The organism is Streptomyces sp. NPDC018947 (assembly GCF_044390505.1).
GTDB lineage: Bacteria > Actinomycetota > Actinomycetes > Streptomycetales > Streptomycetaceae > Streptomyces.
Map to the genome: position 1 here is coordinate 204,336 of NZ_JBIRZD010000004.1, position 16,138 is coordinate 220,473.

The 16,138-nt window shown below is 74.1% G+C and carries 15 protein-coding genes; 3 read left to right on the plus strand and 12 right to left on the minus strand.

Going from position 1 to position 16,138, the window contains the following annotated elements; genetic code table 11:
* Window positions 1-43: 43 nt before the first annotated feature.
* The 3 genes from ACH499_RS11180 to ACH499_RS11190 all read left to right on the plus strand — a co-directional run bounded on the left by ACH499_RS11180 (window position 44) and on the right by ACH499_RS11190 (window position 3,035).
* Window positions 44-952 (plus strand): ABC transporter ATP-binding protein, encoded by a 909-nt coding sequence (locus tag ACH499_RS11180; RefSeq protein ID WP_356202983.1) that lies wholly within the window; start codon window positions 44-46, stop codon window positions 950-952.
* Window positions 949-2,568: an ABC transporter permease gene (locus tag ACH499_RS11185; protein WP_399014995.1), complete on the plus strand. Its 1,620-nt coding sequence runs from the start codon at window positions 949-951 to the stop codon at window positions 2,566-2,568. Before ACH499_RS11180 ends, ACH499_RS11185 begins: the two co-directional genes overlap by 4 nt.
* A 254-nt stretch (window positions 2,569-2,822) precedes the next feature.
* A complete protein-coding gene (locus tag ACH499_RS11190) occupies window positions 2,823-3,035 on the plus strand; it encodes a hypothetical protein (protein WP_356202980.1) in 213 nt (70 codons plus the stop codon).
* On the opposite strand, the gene ACH499_RS11195 is transcribed toward ACH499_RS11190, so the two are convergent.
* The 12 genes from ACH499_RS11195 to fbaA all read right to left on the minus strand — a co-directional run bounded on the left by ACH499_RS11195 (window position 3,018) and on the right by fbaA (window position 16,053).
* A complete protein-coding gene (locus ACH499_RS11195) occupies window positions 3,018-4,238 on the minus strand; it encodes a cytochrome P450 (RefSeq protein WP_399014997.1) in 1,221 nt (406 codons plus the stop codon). The two genes, ACH499_RS11190 and ACH499_RS11195, sit on opposite strands and share 18 nt — an antisense overlap.
* Before the next feature lie 101 nt (window positions 4,239-4,339).
* Window positions 4,340-5,014, minus strand: a complete 675-nt coding sequence (locus ACH499_RS11200) for a response regulator transcription factor (RefSeq protein ID WP_356202976.1) — start codon at window positions 5,012-5,014, stop codon at window positions 4,340-4,342.
* On the minus strand, window positions 5,011-6,399 hold the full coding sequence (locus tag ACH499_RS11205; RefSeq protein ID WP_399015000.1) for a sensor histidine kinase: 1,389 nt from the start codon (window positions 6,397-6,399) through the stop codon (window positions 5,011-5,013). Before ACH499_RS11205 ends, ACH499_RS11200 begins: the two co-directional genes overlap by 4 nt.
* 70 nt (window positions 6,400-6,469) lie before the next feature.
* Window positions 6,470-7,144, minus strand: a complete 675-nt coding sequence (locus ACH499_RS11210) for a response regulator (RefSeq protein WP_399015002.1) — start codon at window positions 7,142-7,144, stop codon at window positions 6,470-6,472.
* Complete coding sequence (locus tag ACH499_RS11215) at window positions 7,141-8,628, minus strand: sensor histidine kinase (protein WP_399015004.1); 1,488 nt, start codon at window positions 8,626-8,628, stop codon at window positions 7,141-7,143. The genes ACH499_RS11210 and ACH499_RS11215 overlap by 4 nt, the downstream gene beginning before the upstream one ends.
* Window positions 8,621-9,889, minus strand: a complete 1,269-nt coding sequence (locus ACH499_RS11220; RefSeq protein WP_399015006.1) for an acyltransferase — start codon at window positions 9,887-9,889, stop codon at window positions 8,621-8,623. Before ACH499_RS11220 ends, ACH499_RS11215 begins: the two co-directional genes overlap by 8 nt.
* The gene (locus ACH499_RS11225) at window positions 9,882-10,871 is read right to left on the minus strand and encodes an alpha/beta hydrolase (RefSeq protein ID WP_399015008.1); all 990 of its coding nucleotides are present in this window, start codon (window positions 10,869-10,871) and stop codon (window positions 9,882-9,884) included. Before ACH499_RS11225 ends, ACH499_RS11220 begins: the two co-directional genes overlap by 8 nt.
* Before the next feature lie 207 nt (window positions 10,872-11,078).
* Window positions 11,079-11,972, minus strand: coding sequence for an alpha/beta hydrolase (locus ACH499_RS11230; RefSeq protein WP_399015010.1), 894 nt, complete (start codon window positions 11,970-11,972; stop codon window positions 11,079-11,081).
* A 358-nt stretch (window positions 11,973-12,330) separates the two neighbouring features.
* The gene (gene kynU, locus ACH499_RS11235; RefSeq protein WP_399015012.1) at window positions 12,331-13,572 is read right to left on the minus strand and encodes a kynureninase; all 1,242 of its coding nucleotides are present in this window, start codon (window positions 13,570-13,572) and stop codon (window positions 12,331-12,333) included.
* Window positions 13,565-14,380: a tryptophan 2,3-dioxygenase family protein gene (locus ACH499_RS11240; RefSeq protein ID WP_356202963.1), complete on the minus strand. Its 816-nt coding sequence runs from the start codon at window positions 14,378-14,380 to the stop codon at window positions 13,565-13,567. Before ACH499_RS11240 ends, kynU begins: the two co-directional genes overlap by 8 nt.
* Window positions 14,381-14,518: 138 nt before the next feature.
* On the minus strand, window positions 14,519-14,932 hold the full coding sequence (locus tag ACH499_RS11245; protein WP_365600869.1) for a DUF3151 domain-containing protein: 414 nt from the start codon (window positions 14,930-14,932) through the stop codon (window positions 14,519-14,521).
* A gap of 89 nt (window positions 14,933-15,021) precedes the next feature.
* Window positions 15,022-16,053, minus strand: a complete 1,032-nt coding sequence (gene fbaA / locus ACH499_RS11250) for a class II fructose-bisphosphate aldolase (protein WP_356202959.1) — start codon at window positions 16,051-16,053, stop codon at window positions 15,022-15,024.
* Between the last annotated feature and the right edge of the window lie 85 nt (window positions 16,054-16,138).

Here is a 16,138-nt window from a genome sequence, read left to right on the forward strand (position 1 = left end):
TCTTAACTTCACAAATTTCTGAAACAAGCGTACTTTCCAAATCATGACGAAGGCAATCAGTGTCTCCGGGCTGCACAAGGCGTTCGGACGGACCCAGGCGCTGGACGGTCTCGACCTGGACGTGGAGAGAGGCGAGGTCCACGGCTTCCTCGGCCCGAACGGCGCCGGCAAGTCCACCACCATCCGCGTCCTGCTCGGCCTGCTGCGCGCCGACTCGGGCGCCGCCTCGGTGCTCGGCCGCGACCCGTGGGCCGACGCGGTGGAGGCGCACCGCCGGATCGCGTACGTGCCCGGCGACGTGACGTTGTGGCGCAACCTCTCCGGCGGCGAGGTCATCGACCTGTACGGACGGCTGCGCGGCGGCCTCGACCCGCGGCGCCGGGCGGAGCTGGTCGAGCGGTTCGAACTCGATCCGACCAAGAAGGGCCGCACGTACTCCAAGGGGAACCGCCAGAAGGTCGCCCTGGTCGCCGCCTTCGCCTCCAACGTCGACCTGCTGATCCTCGACGAGCCGACCAGCGGCCTCGACCCGCTGATGGAGGAGGTCTTCCAGCGGTGCGTGGCCGAGGAGAAGGCACGCGGCCGGACGGTCCTGCTCTCCTCCCACATCCTCAGCGAGGTGGAGGAGCTGTGCGACCGGGTCAGCATCATCCGCAAGGGCCGGACCGTGGAGAGCGGTTCCCTCGCCGACCTGCGGCATCTGACCCGGACCAGCGTGACGGCCGAACTCGCCGGCCCCCCGAACGGCCTGGCGCGTCTGCCGGGCGTGCACGACCTCGACGTACAGGGCCGCCGGGTGCGGCTCCAGGTCGACACCGACAAGCTGGACGCGGTGCTCAGGGCGCTCGGCGAGTCCGGGGTGCGGTCGCTGACGTCGACGCCGCCGACGCTGGAGGAGCTGTTCCTGCGGCACTACCAGAGCGAGGACGCCGAGGAGGTGGCGTCGCGATGACCGCCACCGCCTCCGCCGCGGCCTCCGTCGCCGCGCGGCCCCGCGGCTCGGAGCAGCTCGCCGGCACCGGCACGCTGCTGCGCTTCGCCCTGCGCCGCGACCGGGTGATGATCCCGGTCTGGGTCGCGGTGACGGCGCTCATGGTGCTGTCCATGCCGGGCACCATCGAGGGCCTCTACGGCACCGCGGCCGACCGCGCCGACCTGGTGCGGCAGATGGAGACCAACTCCTCCCTGCGCGCGATGACCGGCCCCGTCTTCGCCGACTCCCTCGGCGGTCTCACGGCCTGGCGCGTCGGCGTGTACGCCGCCGCCCTCGCGGCCGTGACGAGCCTGCTGATCGTCGTGCGGCACACCCGCGACGAGGAGGAGAGCGGGCGTCAGGAACTGGTCGCGTCCGGGATGGTCGGGCGCCGGGCCCCGCTGACCGCGGCCCTGCTGGCGGCGGCGGTCGCGAACGGCGTCCTGGCCGTCCTCGTCACCGTCGGGCTGGCCGGGCACGGGGCCGCGGGCGCGGTGGCGTTCGGGCTCGGGGTCGCGGGCGTCGGGATGCTCTTCGCCACGACGGCCGCGATCGTCGCGCAGTTCACGGAGAGCGCGCGGCTGGCGCGGGGCCTGACGGCGGCCGTGCTGGGCGGCGCCTTCGTGCTGCGCGCGGCGGGCGACTCGGCGACGAACGACGGTTCGTCGCCGCTGACGTGGCTGTCGCCGCTGGGCTGGCTGGAGAACGTGCGGGCCTTCGCCGCCGAGCGGTGGTGGGTGCTGCTGCTGATCGGGGGCGCGACGGTGGCGCAGGGCGTGCTGGCCTACGCGCTGGCCGGGCGCCGGGACCTCGGCATGAGCTTCCTGCCGACCCGCCCCGGACCGGCGCGGGGCCGGCTGGGCACGGCCGGTGCGCTGGCCTGGCGGCTCCAGCGGGGCAGCGTGTTCGGCTGGAGCGTCGGCTTCTTCCTCGCCGGGGCGGTCTACGGCGCGATGACCGAGGGCGCGGCCGACCTGGTCGGCGACAACGAGCAGGCCCGCGCGGTCATCGAGCGGATGGGCGGACAGGCCGGGCTGACGGACGCCTTCGTGTCGGCGATGGTCGGGCTGCTCGGTCTGATCGCCGCGCTGTACGTGGTGGCGTCGGTGCTGCGGCTCGCCGGCGAGGAGACCTCCGGGAGGGCGGAACCGGTGCTCGCGGGCGCCGTGGGGCGGCTGCGGTGGGCCGCCGGGCACCTGGTGATCGCCTTCGGCGGCACGGTCCTGGTCATGCTGCTCGCGGGTCTCGGCTTCGCCGCCGGCTACGGCGAGGACGTCGGCCCGATCCTGGGCGCGTGCCTCGTCCAGGTGCCCGCGGTGTGGGTGGTCGGCGGTGCGGCGGTCCTGCTCCACGGGCTCCTGCCGCGGGCGACGGTGGCGGCCTGGGGCCTCGCCGGAGCGGTCCTCCTGCTCGGCTGGGTCGGCCCCGCCCTGGACCTGCCGCAGGCGGTGCTGGACGTGTCGCCGTTCGGGCATCTGCCGAAGCTGCCGGGCGGGGAGATGAGCTGGCCGCCGGTGCTGGTGCAGGCCCTGATCGCGGCGGTGCTGGTGGGCGCGGGACTGGCGGGGCTGCGGCGGCGCGACATGACGGCCTGAGGCCGGGGGGGGAGCCCGGGCAGCCGGGGGGGCGGCGGGTGACGTGGCCGGGGTGGGGTGGCGCGGCGCAGTCGAGGTGGGGCGGCGCGGTGTGGCGGGGGCGGCGCGGCGCGGTGTGGCCGAGGGGCGGCGCGGCGCGGCCGGGGCGGGGCGGGGCGGGGCGGGCGAACCGTGCGCCGGGCGGGCGCGTCCTGGTGGGCATGGGGAGAGACGCGGTGACGTGCGGCGGGTGTGTGGTGTCGGCGGCGGGAGCCGTGGGGGCCGTATGGGTGTGGGGAACCTCGGACCGGACGCAGCGGCACCTCGGGTACGAGTTCGAGAACAACGGTCAGGACCTCGGCGCCGCCCTCGCCGAACTGCCCTTCGTCTTCCTCGCCGGAGCCCTGCTGCCCGCACTGGCCTGGGCGCTGGGCTCCTGGCTGCTGACCCGGCGCCGCCCGGACCCGCGCTCAGACCTCGACGCGTAGCCCCGCGAGCCCCCGGATGACGAAGTTGGGCTTCCGTTCCGGTTCCCCCGCCGGACGCAGGGCCGGGGCCCGGTTCAGCAACGACGTCATCGACGCCGCCAGTTCGATACGGGCCAGGGGTGCGCCGATGCAGTAGTGGATGCCGGCGCTGAAGGAGATGTGGGGGTTGTCCCGGCGGGCGAGGTCGAGGCGGTCAGGGGCGCTGAACACGGCCGGGTCGTGGTTGGCGGAACCGAAGAGCATCGCCATCTCCGCGCCGCGCGGGATCGTCGTCCCGTCGATCTCGATGTCGTCCAGCACCCAGCGTTCGAAGAGCTGGAGCGGGGTGTCGTAGCGCATCAGCTCCTCGATCGCCGAGGGGACCAGGGAGTGGTCGGCGCGCAGGGCGGCGAGCTGGTCGGGGTTGCGGAACAGGGCCCACCAGCCGTTGACGGTGGCGTTCACCGTCGCCTCGTGGCCCGCGTTCAGCAGCAGGACGCAGGTGGAGATCATCTCCTGCTCGGTGAGCCGGTCGTCGTCCTCGTCGTGGGCGGCGATCAGGCCCGAGATCAGGTCGTCGCCGGGGTTCTTGCGGCGCTCGGCGATCAGTTCCCGCAGGTAGTCCGAGAACTCCAGCGACGCGCGGACCGCCTTCGCCGCCGTCGCCCCGGACGGGTTCAGCTCGTACATCCCGCAGATGTCCGCCGACCAGGGACGCAGCGGAGCCCGGTCCGCCTCCGGGATGCCCAGCATCTCGGCGATCACCGCGACGGGCAGCGGTTCGGCCACGTCCGTCAGCAGGTCGCCGCCGCCCTCCGCCACCAGCCGGCCCACCAGCTCGTCCGCCAGCCCGTGCACATAGGGCCGCAGCCGCTCCACCGTGCGCGGCGTGAACGCCTTGGACACCAGGCGCCGGATACGCGTGTGGTCCGGCGGCTCCAGGTCCAGCATCCCGTGGTCGTTGAGCGTGTGGAACGGCTCCTGCTCCGGCGGGGGCGCCGTACGCCCGAACTCCTCGTGCGTGAACCGGTGCAGATACGTACGCCCCAGCCGGCGGTCCCGCAGCAGGGCCGACACGTCCGCGTGGTGCGGGACCAGCCACTGGTCGCTGGGCTCGTAGTAGTGCACGCGGCCCCGGGCCCGCAGCTCGGCGTAGGCGGGGTACGGGTCGGCGACGAAGGCCGGGTCCCACGGGTCGAACGCCAGGTCGGATGCAGCCGTCATGCACGGACGATAAGCCCTCGACGGGACCCGCGCCCAGGGGGGGGCGCCCGGCCCGGCACCGGCCCTCGTGCCGTGCGGAACCGGCTCACGACGGGCACCGCTCAGCCCGGCGTCACCAGGCGGGCCTCGTAGGCGAAGACCGCGGCCTGCGTGCGGTCCCTGAGGCCCAGCTTCACCAGGATCCGGCTGACGTGCGTCTTGATCGTCGACTCGGCGACCACCAGGTGCTCGGCTATCTCCGCGTTCGACAGGCCCTGTGCGATCAGCACCAGCACCTCCGTCTCCCGCTCGGTCAGCTCGCCGTACGCCGCCTGCGCGGACGGCACCGAGCGCGGACCGTCGGACAGCTTCGAGAACTCGGTGATCAGACGCTTGGTGATCGAGGGGGCGAGCAGTGCCTCCCCGGCGGCCACCACCCGTACCCCGTCGGCCAGTTGACGGGCCGAGGCGTCCTTGAGGAGGAAGCCGGAGGCGCCCGCGCGCAGCGCCTGGTACACGTACTCGTCCAGGTCGAAGGTGGTCAGGACCAGGACCTTCGCCGCGCTGTCGGCGGCGATGATCTGCCGGGTCGCGTCGATGCCGTTCAGCTCGGGCATCCGGATGTCCATCAGGACGACGTCCGGGGAGAGTTCGCGGACCTTCTCGACCGCCTCCCGGCCGTTGACCGCCTCGCCGGCGACCTCGATGTCCGGCATCGCGCCCAGCAGCACCGAGAAACCCTCGCGGACCATCATCTGGTCGTCGGCGATCAGCACCCGGATCGTGCGGCCGGTCATGCGTCCCCTTCGCTCACAGCGGTGACCGGCAGGAACACCGCCACCTCGTAACCCCCGTCGTCCGTCGGCCCGGCCGTCATCTCGCCGTTCAGCATCGACACCCGCTCCCGCATCCCGGTGATGCCGTGCCCGGCGCCGGGCGAGGGCTTGACCAGACCGGCGTCCGGTATGCGGCCGTTGACGATCCGCAGGCCCAGGCCGCCCAGCACATAGGACAGTTCGACCCGGGCGGACGCGCCCGGCGCGTGCCGCAGGGTGTTGCTGAGCGCCTCCTGCACGATCCGGTACGCCGACAGCTCCACCCCGGGCGGCAGCTCGCGCACCGCACCGGTCACCGCCTTGTCCACGGCCAGGCCCGCGTCCCGCACGTTGGCGAGCAGCGCGTCCAGGTCGGCGAGCGTGGGCTGCGGGGCGTCCGGCGCCTCGTAGTCCTCCGCGCGGACGACGCCGAGGACGCGGCGCAGCTCGGTCAGCGCCGCCACCGCGTTCTCCCGGATGGTGGCGAAGGCCCGCTCCAGCTCCTCCGGCGGGTTCTCCACCCGGTAGGGCGCGGCCTCGGCCTGGATGGCGACCACCGACATGTGGTGGGCGACCACGTCGTGCAGCTCGCGGGCGATCGTGGTGCGCTCCTCCAGCAGAGTGCGGCGGGAACGCTCGTGGGCGGTGACCGTCCGCTGGGCGGTCACCTCCTGCCGCGCGTCCCGGCGGATGTGCCAGAGGGAGACCACCAGCAGGGCGAACGCGGACAGGACCAGCATCGCGGCGGTGTTCGTGACGTAGTGGCCGGCGCCCAGGGTGTACTCGCAGATCAAGCCGTAGAACGCGGTCACCGCCCACATCCAGGCCGCCGTGCGGGGACGCGTGCGCACCGCCACGATCACCAGCACCGCCAGGTGGCAGATGAACGCGCCGGGCGTCCACGGCCATTCGCCCCAGACCCCGCTGAGCACGGCGAGCAGCGGGACGGCCGCCATGGACAGCCAGAAGGCCCCGACCGGTCTGGCCAGCGTGGCCAGCACGGGGGCCGCGCACATCATCCCGCTCAGCAGCGACCAGGGGCCGTCGCTGCTGCCGGCGCTCACCACGCCCCCCAAGAAGGCCACCAGCGCGATCGTGAGCACCACGGCCGCGGGGAGCCGCGCCGCCCTCGGCCGCAGCCGCTCCGGGAGCCGGCGGAGCACCGGGCCGTCCGCGGCCAGCCCGGGCATCGGGCGGTACGCGAAGGCGTCGTGGATCAGGTCCGCGCGCAGCCCGCCCAGCAGTTCCATCGCCGCCCGGAACTCGGGGCTGCGCTTCACGCGTTCGTCGCCGAGCGGCGTGGTCGGCGTCTGAGTCGTCTCGGTCACGTTCGCAACGGTAGGCGCCGCCGGGGGCCCGGTCGTCACCAGTGAGAGGGGTCCTCCGGCATCCGTCTCAGGTACTACGAGTCCCACCCCGCTCCCCCCGCGCCCTCGTTCAGTACCCGGCGGGCCGCACCAGGCCCGACTCGTACGCGAACACCGCCGCCTGCGTGCGGTCCCTGAGCCCCAGCTTCACCAGGATCCGGCCCACGTGCGTCTTCACCGTCTGCTCGGCGACGACCAGCCGCTGGGCGATCTCCGCGTTCGACAGGCCCTGCGCGATCAGGGCGAGCACCTCCGTCTCCCGCTCGGTCAGATCGCCGACGCGCTCCTTCAGCGGGGCCCGGGGGCGGTCGCTCAGCCGGGAGAACTCGGTGATCAGCCGCCGGGTGATGCCCGGCGCGAGCAGCGCGTCCCCGGCGGCCACCACCCGCACCGCATCGGCGAGCTGGTCGGCGGAGGCGTCCTTCAGCAGGAACCCGGACGCGCCGGCCCGCAGCGCCTCGTACACGTACTCGTCCAGGTCGAAGGTGGTCAGCACCAGCACCCTGATCTCCGGTGTCGCCTCGGTGATCCGGCGGGTGGCCTCGATGCCGCCCAGCTCGGGCATCCGGATGTCCATCAGGACGACGTCCGGGGCGAGTTCGCCGACCTTGGCCACGGCGTCCAGGCCGTCGACCGCCTGCCCGACCACCTCGATGTCGGGCTGGGTGTTGAGCAGCACGGTGAAGCCCTGCCGGACCATCTGCTGGTCGTCGGCGATCAGTACCCGGATGGTGCCGCTGGTCATGGCGTGTGGTCCTCGGTGGGGAGCGGGGCGGGGTGAGGGGCGGTGCGGTCGCCGGTGGTGGCAGCGGCTGCGCCGGGGGTCGTTCCGGCGTCGGGGACGTCGACGGAGCCGGCCGCGTCGACGGTGTCCGCGGTGTCCCCGGCGTCCGCGCTGTCCGCGGTGTCCGCCGGGAGGAAGGCGGCCACCTGGTACCCGCCGTCCGGCAGCCGGTGCGCCGTCAGGCTGCCGTCGAGCATCGCCACGCGCTCCCTCATGCCGAGCAACCCGTGCCCCGCCCCCAAAGAGGGCGCGGGAGTCCGCGCGGGGCGGGTGTTGGAGACCTCGACGCGCAGCCCGATCGGGAGGTGCGTGAGGTGGACCCGGGCCGTCGCACCGGGCGCGTGCCGCAGGACGTTGCTCAGCGCCTCCTGGACGATCCGGTACGCCGACAGCTCCACCCCGGACGGCAGTGGCCGACGCCGGCCGCTGTGCTCCACGGTCACCGCCAGTCCGGCGGCCCGGGTGTTCTCCACCAGCGCGTCGAGCCGGTCCAGCGTGGGCTGCGGGGCGTGCCGGGCGGTACCGCCGAGGCCGGGCGCGCCGCTCACGTCGGTCCCGTCGGGATCCTCGGAGCGCAGCACGCCGAGGACGCGGCGCAGTTCGGTGAGCGCCTCCAGCGCGTTCTCCCGGATGCCGGCCAGGTTCTCCTTCAGCTCGTCCGGCGGGTCCTTCACGAGGTGGGGGGCCACCTGGGCCTGGATGGAGATGACCGACATGTGGTGGGCGACCACGTCGTGCAGCTCGCGGGCGATCCGGCTGCGCTCCTCCAGCAGGGTGCGCCGGGCGCGTTCCTCGGCGGTGAGCGAGGTCTGCTCCGCGAGCTGTGTGCGGGCCTCCCGGCGGCCGCGCAGGGCGATGCCGAGCACGACGACGACCGCGAACAAGATGACGGCGAGCTGGCCGGTCGGCTGGTAGTTCAGCGCGCCCACCACACCCTGCACGACGTACGTGGCGAGCGCGGTCAGGGCCAGCGCCTCCGCGGACACCCGGGTACGGACCCGCAGCGCGAGCAGCAGCAGGACGCACATGTGCCCGATGATCCCGGCGACCGGCCAGGGCCAGGTGAACTTCTCCCCGTCCTGGATCATTTCGGCCCGCACCGCGAAGGCCCCCACCGGCATGGCCGCCAGCGACAGCCACCACGCGGCGACCGGCCGCGACAGCGCGAACGCCATCGCGCCGCCCTGCGCGAGGGCGATCAGGAAACCGAACCCCGGGTCGACCCGGCCGTTGTCACTGAGCTGGGCCGCGTCGCCGAGCAGCACGCCCAGGGCGGCCAGGCAGACGATCCCGTGCGGGAACCAGCGCAACCACACCGACGGCGGCAGCGGGTCCGCCCGCCAGGTCCACAGGTCGTCGTGCAGGACCCTGAGCACCCGCTCGGCCCTGCCGCCCACGGCCGTTCGCCGGCTCCCCCCTCGCGTCACGCCGCTCAGCCTAGACATGGCCTGCCCCCTTCGTCGTCGCCCGGCCCTGCGGAAGGTGCGTGCGGACGACCCGCGACCGTCGCCGGCCGTCCCCGCGCTCGAAGGAATGGAAGGCCGCCCAGCAGACGCCCAGGGCCAGCGCGAACACCGGGAGCCAGACGAGCCGGGCCGCGACCCAGTCCATCCCGTCGGGGAGCGTGTGCAGCCCGGGCAGCCGGCCCGCGAGGAGCCCCGTGGCAGTAATCGCCATCATGGCCGTCTGGTGCCACAGGAACACGGTCATCGCGAAGAGGTTGACCAGCGCGACCGCCGCCCAGGCCACCGGCCGCCCCAGGGCCCGGCGCAGCCGCTCGCGCAGCAGCAGGGCGAGGCCGCACTGCGCCAGCCCGAAGGTCACGGCGGCCAGCGTCGGAGGGTTGAGGTTCGAGACGGCGGCGCCCGGGACGCCGACCATCGACGCCGGGTACCCCGCCCAGGCGACCAGCGCCGCGGTCGCCGCCGTACCGCCCGCGAGCAGGGTCCAGCCCGTCCGGCGGTGCTCCAGCCCGCCCCGGGTCCAGGCGGCGCCGAGGGTGTAGGGCACCGCCCAGCCCGCGGCGAGATTGACCCAGCCCAGCCACGCGGGCCCGCCGAGCCCGAAGCGGAGCAGGTCGACATGGAGGACGACGGCCAGCGGCCACAGCGGGTGCAGCCGGGCCAGGAGCGGGGTCGCGGCCGTCAGCGCCGCGAAGACCAGCAGGAACCAGAGCGGGGACAGGGCCAGTTTGACCAGGGTGCGGACCGTGCCGTGGTCGGCGCCGGTCAGGAACAGCAGGGTCGCCGTCACCGTCCACAGGGTGAGGACGGCCACGACCGGCCGGAACAGCCGGCCCAGCCGGGCTGCCAGCCACCGCCGGTACGGCGTGCCCCGGTGCCGGGCCGCCGCCCAGCCCCTCGTGGCCACATGCCCGCCGACCAGGAAGAACACGGCGAGGGTCTGGAAGGCCCAGGAGACCGGGGCCAGCCAGGGCTGGTGCTGCAACGGACTCGCCGTGCGCAGCCCGCCGCCGTCGGAGACCAGGGCCGTCACCAGCCAGTGGCCGACGACCACACCCAGGATGGCGAGGGCGCGCAGCGCGTCGACGGCGCGGTCCCTGCTCGCGGGCGTGGCCGCGTCGATCCTGGCGGCGGCGTGCCGCAGGGCGGGCCGGACGGCCGTGCCGCGCGCCGGGGTCCGCACGGCGTCGTCGCGCAGGGCGTGCCGGAGACCGGGCCGGGCCGGTCGTACCGGGTCAGTCATGGGTCACCTCCGGGGTCTCGCCCAGGGCGATCCGGGCCAGGTTCGTCAGGGAGAGGGAGCCGGCGTCGAAGTAGTCGCTGTGGCCGCCGTCGCCGGCGTCGAAGACCCGGGCGCCGAAGGCCGGGGAGACCGGGTCCGTGCCGAAGCCGACGGTGGTGCCGAACAGGCCGGCGCTGAGGTGCGGCACGTGCTCGACCCAGTCGTCGGCGCCCCGCGCCGCCCAGATGCGGGCGCCCGTGCGCAGGTCCTCGACGGAGTCGGCGCCGGTGCCGGGACTGCCGACCAGGGCGATGTCGGTGACGTCCAGGCCGGCGGCGGCCCGGGCGCAGACGACCGAGCCGTAGGAATGGCACAGCAGAGCCATGTCGGCCCGTGGTCCGACGACGCCGCGCAGATCGTCCACCAGGGCGCGCAGCCCGGGGGCGGCCTCGTCGGCCCGGCCGGTCGTCGCCACCGCGGTGCTGACGGTGCCCGGCGTCTCGTAGCCGAGCCAGGCCACGACCGCCGTGCGGGTGCCCTCGGGCGCCTGTGCGGCGAGCTGCCGGTGCAGGGCGAGGGCCGCGGCGCGGAACCGGCCGTAGGTGTCGATGCCCGTGTCGGAGCCCGGGACCAGCACGGCGACGTGGTCGGCGTGGGCCAGGTCGCCGAAGACCTCCGTGACCAGGCCGGCGCCCCGGCCGTCGAAGGCGAGGAGCTGCCGGGACGGTCCGGCCAGCGAACGGTCCGCCGCCGCGCGGTGGCGGTCGCCGTGGGCCTCGGCCATCCGGGCCGCCTCAGCGGCGTTGGCCCGGTTGGCGGCGTACGCGTCCGTCAGGGTGTCCGCCGCCGGGGCGGCGAGCACGGCGGGCGGCGGGGCGGGGACGACCGGGCGCGCAGCGGCGGAGAGCGGAAGCGCCACCGCGCACGAGACGAGGGCGGCCGGCGCGGCCCTGCGCCATCTGCCCGCCCGCCGTCGCCGACCTGCCGCCGAACCGGGCCCCATGGCCGCTCCCCTCCCTGTCGCCCGCTCATCGGGCGTTCATGGAAGGGAAGTTATGAATCGGAGCGGGTAACCGGCGTCACGCCGGAGAGCTCACCTGCGAAGTAGCTCTCAGGTATTACGGGTGTGACGGGGACGCCCCCACCGGCCCCCACCGGGCCCCACGCGACCCACCGGAGGCCCACCGGGGCCCCACGGGCTGACGGCCCCTCACCACGCCAACTGCGCGATCTCCTCCGCCACCACCGCGCACGCGTCCGCCGACGGATCGATCAGCGGGAAGTGGCCGACGTCCTCCAGCAGGGTCACGCCCACCACCTCACCGGCCCTCGCCGCCGCGTCGGCGTACGCCTCGGCGACCGCCTGCGGGACGTCCGCGTCGGCTCGGCCCTGCACGAGCGTGGTCGCGATGCCGGTGGGCAGCAGCAGCGCCGGATCGGCGTAGGGACGGCGTTCCGCGAAGTGCTCGGCGCCTCCCAGGAGTTGCTGCGCCGCACCCCCGCACACGTCCAGCTTCCCGGCGACCTCGAAGTCCGCGATCGGCGCGAGCGCGACCACACCGCGCAGCGGCGCCGGGCCGTCCAGCCGCCAGGGGGCACCGGCGGGCAGCACGTGCCGGGCCGCCGCCCACAGCGCGAGGTGGCCCCCCGCCGAGTGGCCGGTGAGCACCGTACGGCGCGTGTCGGCCTCCGGCAGGTGCCGGCGGGCCAGCCCGGGCAGCGCGTCCAGCGCGGCGGCGACGTCGTCGAAGGTGTCGGGCCAGCGCCCCGCGACCGGGTCGTCCGCTCCCCCGCCCTCGGCGCCGCGCCGGTACTCCACACTGGCCACGCCGAAGCCCCGTTCCGCCAGGAAACCGGCGAACGGACTGATGTGGCGCCGGTCGTACGGGGCCCGCCACGCGCCTCCGTGCAAAACCACCACGACCGGCGCGGGCGTGCCCGGTGCGGCCGCGCCGCGCGGGACGTAGAAGTCGATCACCTGGTCCGGGTGGTCACCGTACGCGGCGCTGCTGTCGGGATCGACCGCCGGACGGGAGAGGAGCGATTTCTCCTCGGCGGCGTTCCGCGCGGCAGCGGTGCCCGGTTCTGCGGCGGCGTCCGGCATGCTCCAACCTCTCAGCGACGAAACGTTGTTGGCGGGCCGGGAAGGGGAATCGGCCGTCGGCGGGACGTTATCAGGCCAGTGACGTGCGCGAACACGGCCCGCGAGGCGCGCGTCCCACGTCCCGTGGAGAACGTGTGCCACGGCCGTGGCGGAACGTGTCCCGGGATCACCCGAGGCCGGTGAAGCACGCGCCCGAGGCCGGTGCGGAAGCACCCCCGAACACACCACCCCGGACCCGGACACGTCCCCGGCACCGGCGGACGCACGCCCCCGCACCCCACCCCCGGCACCGACCCCGGCGGGGACACGCACCCACGCGCCCCGCCGAAGCCGCCCCGGCCGTCCCGGACCGCCCGCGTCACACCCCCGCCGCGCGGCCCTCCGCACCGTCCACCGAACCGCCCTCCGGCACGACCTCCGCGAGAACCTCCGCCAGCACCCGCGCCGCCCGCTCCACGTCCGCGAAGCCGAGGTACAGCGGGGTGAAGCCGAAGCGCAGCAGGTCGGGGGCCCGGAAGTCCCCGACCACACCCCGCTCGATCAGCCGCTTCATGACGTCGCCCGCGTCGTCGCAGCGCAGCGCCACCTGGCTGCCGCGCTCGGCGTGCACGGCCGGGGTCACGGACTCGACCCGCCCCTCGGGGACGTACTCCCCGACGCAGCGCAGGAAGAAGTCCGTCAGCGCGAGGGACTTGGCGCGCACCGCCTCGACGGACACCCCCTCCCACACGTCGAGGGCCGCCTCCAGGGCGAGCATGGAGAGGATGTCCGGCGTTCCGACCCGGCCGCGCACCGCACCGGAGGCCGGGGCGTAGCCGGGGCGCATGCCGAAGGGCTCGGCGTGCGAGTTCCAGCCGGGCAGCGGGGAGTCGAAGCGGTCCTGGAGGTCACGGCGCACATACAGGTACGCGGGCGAACCGGGGCCGCCGTTGAGGAACTTGTAGGTGCAGCCGACCGCCAGGTCGACGCCGTGCTCGTCCAGCCCCACCGGCAGGGCACCCGCGGTGTGGCACAGGTCCCAGACGGCGTACGCCCCCGCCGCGTGCACGGCGGCCGTGAGCGCGGGCAGGTCGTGCAGCCGGCCGGTGCGGTAGTCGGCGTGGTTGAGGAGGACCGCGGCGGTGCGGTCGCCCAGTACCGACGGCACCTCGGCCGGCGTCACGGGCCGCAGCGCGCACCCCGTCATCCGGGCCGCCGACTCGGCGACGTACCCGTCCGTGGGGAAGGTGGTGGCGTCGACGACGATCTCGTCCCGCCCCTCGCCCGCCATGCGCACGGCCGCGACGACCGCCTTGAAGACGTTGACGCTGGTGGAGTCGCCGACCACGATCTGCCCGGCCGCCGCGCCGACCAGCGGGGCGATCCGGTCGCCGATCCGCTCGGGCGCGGTCCACCAGCCGCTCTCCTCCCAGGACCGGATGCGCAGCTCGCCCCACTGGCGCCGTACGACGTCGTCCACGCGTGCGGGGACGTGCGCCGGGAGGGCGCCGAGCGAGTTGCCGTCCAGGTAGGTCACGTCGTCCAGGACGAACCGCTCGCGCAGCGCGGCCAGACCGTCGGCGGCGTCCAGCCTCTCCGCCTCGCTCATCAGCTCAGACATACGACCTCGCCGTCCACAGCTCGGGGAACACGTTGCCGCGGGCCCGCTTCTCCAGCCAGGCCACCCCGGCCGAACCGCCGGTGCCGGTCTTGGCGCCCATCGCGCGGCGGGTGGCGACCAGGTGGTCGTTGCGCCAGCGCCACACCAGCTCGGCGACGTCGGTGAGCGCCTCGCCGAGGCGGGCCAGCTCGCCGTTCTGATCGCCGGAGTAGACGGCCGTCCAGGCGGCCTCCACCTCGGGCGACGCCTCGTACTTCTGGGTGACGTCACGCCGGAGCACGGCGTCCGGGATGTCGTACCCGCGCCGGGCCAGCAGCCGGACCACCTCGTCGTACAGGCTCGGCTCGTGCAGCGCCTTCTCCAGCTCGGCGAGGACGCGCGGGGTGCCGCGGTGCGGGACGAGCATGGACGCGGACTTCTCGCCGAGCAGGAACTCCAGCCGGCGGTACATCGCGGACTGGAAGCCGGAGCCCTCGCCGAGGGCGCCCCGGTAGGAGTTGAACTGGGCCGGGGTGAGCTGCGCGAGCGGCGTCCAGGAGGCGTTCAGCGCCTCCAGCTCCCGTACCGAGCGCTTCAGCGCGTCCGTGGCGACGTCGGTCCGGTCCTCGCGCAGCGCGCGGGCCGCGGTCTCCCATTCGTGGACGATGACGGTGAACCACAGCTCCATGACCTGGGTCGTGACCAGGAAGACCATCTCTCCGGGATCGTCGGAGAGGGTGTGCTGGAGGTGGGTGAGCACGTCCGCCTTGACGTAGTCCTCGTACGGCGTGCTGCCCTCGAAGTCGAGATTCGGGGCGTCGTGGGACATTTCTGTCTCCTGATGGCACTACGGGTAGCGGTCCGCCCTGCCGTTACCGGCACGGGGCCCCGGTCCCCAACGGCATCCTCCGCAATGCTCGCAGGAAACCGCAAGGCCCGCCCGTCGCGGGCCTTGCGGAGCGGTCCGTCAGCCCAGTACCTCGGCCGCCGTCGGCGAGGAGTCCTGCAGGAACTGGGTGCAGCGCTCGTACTCCTCCTTCTCGCCGATCGCCTGCGCGGCGCGGGCGAGGGCGTGCAGGGCGCGCAGGAAGCCGCGGTTGGGCTCGTGCTCCCAGGGCACCGGACCGTGGCCCTTCCAGCCGCTGCGGCGCAGCGCGTCCAGCCCGCGGTGGTAGCCCGTACGGGCGTAGGCGTACGACTCCACGACGCCGCCCCGCTCGAAGGCCTCGTCGGCGAGCCGGGCCCAGGCCAGCGAGGACGTCGGGTACGTGGCGGCGACCTCGGAGGCGGGCGTTCCGCCGGCCAGCAGCTCGCGCGGCCCGGGTTCGTCGGGGAGGTGGGTCGGGGGCGGTCCCCCGAGGAGGTTCTCGTGAATGGCCATGGGGACAAGTCTGCGCCATGCCGGGGGCGGACGTGCGAGGGCCCGGCACCCCCGCGGGGAGTGCCGGGCCCGTGGTGCGCTCGCGGCCGTTACTTGATCTTCTGGCCCGCCGACCGCAGGTGGCCGCACGCCTCGACGACGCGGGCGGCCATCGACGCCTCGGCCAGCTTGCCCCAGGTGCGCGGGTCGTAGGTCTTCTTGTTGCCGACCTCGCCGTCGACCTTCAGGACGCCGTCGTAGTTGCGGAACATGTGGTCCGCCACCGGACGCGTGAAGGCGTACTGGGTGTCCGTGTCGATGTTCATCTTGACCACGCCGTTGTCCAGCGCGGTCGCGATCTCCTGCTCGGTGGAGCCGGAGCCGCCGTGGAAGACGAAGTCGAACGGCTTGCTGTCGGCCGGCCGCCCGTACTTAGCGGCGACGCCCTCGCTCAGCTCCTTGAGCAGCTCGGGACGCAGGACGACGTTGCCCGGCTTGTAGACGCCGTGCACGTTGCCGAAGGACGCGGCGAGCAGGTAGCGGCCCTTCTCGCCCAGGCCCAGCGCCTCGGCGGTGCGGACCGCGTCGTCGACCGTGGTGTAGAGGGAGTCGTTGATCTCGTGGGAGACGCCGTCCTCCTCGCCGCCGGTCGGGGTGATCTCGACCTCGAGGATGATCTTCGCGGCGCGGGCGCGCTCCAGCAGCTCCTGCGCGATGGCGAGGTTGTCGGCCAGGGTCTCGGCCGAGCCGTCCCACATGTGGGACTGGAACAGCGGGTTGCGGCCGGCCCTGACGCGCTCCTCGGAGACGGCGAGCAGCGGACGCACGTACCCGTCGAGCTTGTCCTTCGGGCAGTGGTCCGTGTGCAGCGCGATCGTGACGTCGTACTTCTCGGCGACGATGTGCGCGAACTCGGCCAGGGCGACGGCGCCCGTGACCATGTCCTTGCTGTGCTGACCGCCCAGGAACTCGGCGCCGCCGGTGGAGATCTGGACGATGCCGTCGCTCTCCGCCTCCGCGAAGCCGCGCAGGGCCGCGTGCAGCGTCTGGGAAGAGGTCACGTTGATGGCCGGGTAGGCGAACTTTCCTGCCTTCGCCCGGTCCAGCATCTCGTTGTAGACCTCGGGAGTTGCGATGGGCATCTGTCCGCTCCTTGTATGTGCGGGTGGGCACCGTACGCATCGGTACGGCTCTTACGGCCCTGACCTGAACCTTGGGTGCGACGTC

Bases quoted from the DNA above. Each gene is read 5' to 3' on its own strand.
- ACH499_RS11180 (WP_356202983.1), top strand. From the start codon at position 44: ATGACGAAGGCAATCAGTGTCTCCGGGCTGCACAAGGCGTTCGGACGG.
- ACH499_RS11185 (WP_399014995.1), top strand. From the start codon at position 949: ATGACCGCCACCGCCTCCGCCGCGGCCTCCGTCGCCGCGCGGCCCCGC.
- ACH499_RS11195 (WP_399014997.1), bottom strand. From the start codon at position 4,238: ATGACGGCTGCATCCGACCTGGCGTTCGACCCGTGGGACCCGGCCTTC.
- ACH499_RS11200 (WP_356202976.1), bottom strand. From the start codon at position 5,014: ATGACCGGCCGCACGATCCGGGTGCTGATCGCCGACGACCAGATGATG.
- ACH499_RS11210 (WP_399015002.1), bottom strand. From the start codon at position 7,144: ATGACCAGCGGCACCATCCGGGTACTGATCGCCGACGACCAGCAGATG.
- ACH499_RS11215 (WP_399015004.1), bottom strand. From the start codon at position 8,628: ATGTCTAGGCTGAGCGGCGTGACGCGAGGGGGGAGCCGGCGAACGGCC.
- ACH499_RS11220 (WP_399015006.1), bottom strand. From the start codon at position 9,889: ATGACTGACCCGGTACGACCGGCCCGGCCCGGTCTCCGGCACGCCCTG.
- ACH499_RS11225 (WP_399015008.1), bottom strand. From the start codon at position 10,871: ATGGGGCCCGGTTCGGCGGCAGGTCGGCGACGGCGGGCGGGCAGATGG.
- ACH499_RS11230 (WP_399015010.1), bottom strand. From the start codon at position 11,972: ATGCCGGACGCCGCCGCAGAACCGGGCACCGCTGCCGCGCGGAACGCC.
- kynU (WP_399015012.1), bottom strand. From the start codon at position 13,572: ATGTCTGAGCTGATGAGCGAGGCGGAGAGGCTGGACGCCGCCGACGGT.
- ACH499_RS11240 (WP_356202963.1), bottom strand. From the start codon at position 14,380: ATGTCCCACGACGCCCCGAATCTCGACTTCGAGGGCAGCACGCCGTAC.
- ACH499_RS11245 (WP_365600869.1), bottom strand. From the start codon at position 14,932: ATGGCCATTCACGAGAACCTCCTCGGGGGACCGCCCCCGACCCACCTC.
- fbaA (WP_356202959.1), bottom strand. From the start codon at position 16,053: ATGCCCATCGCAACTCCCGAGGTCTACAACGAGATGCTGGACCGGGCG.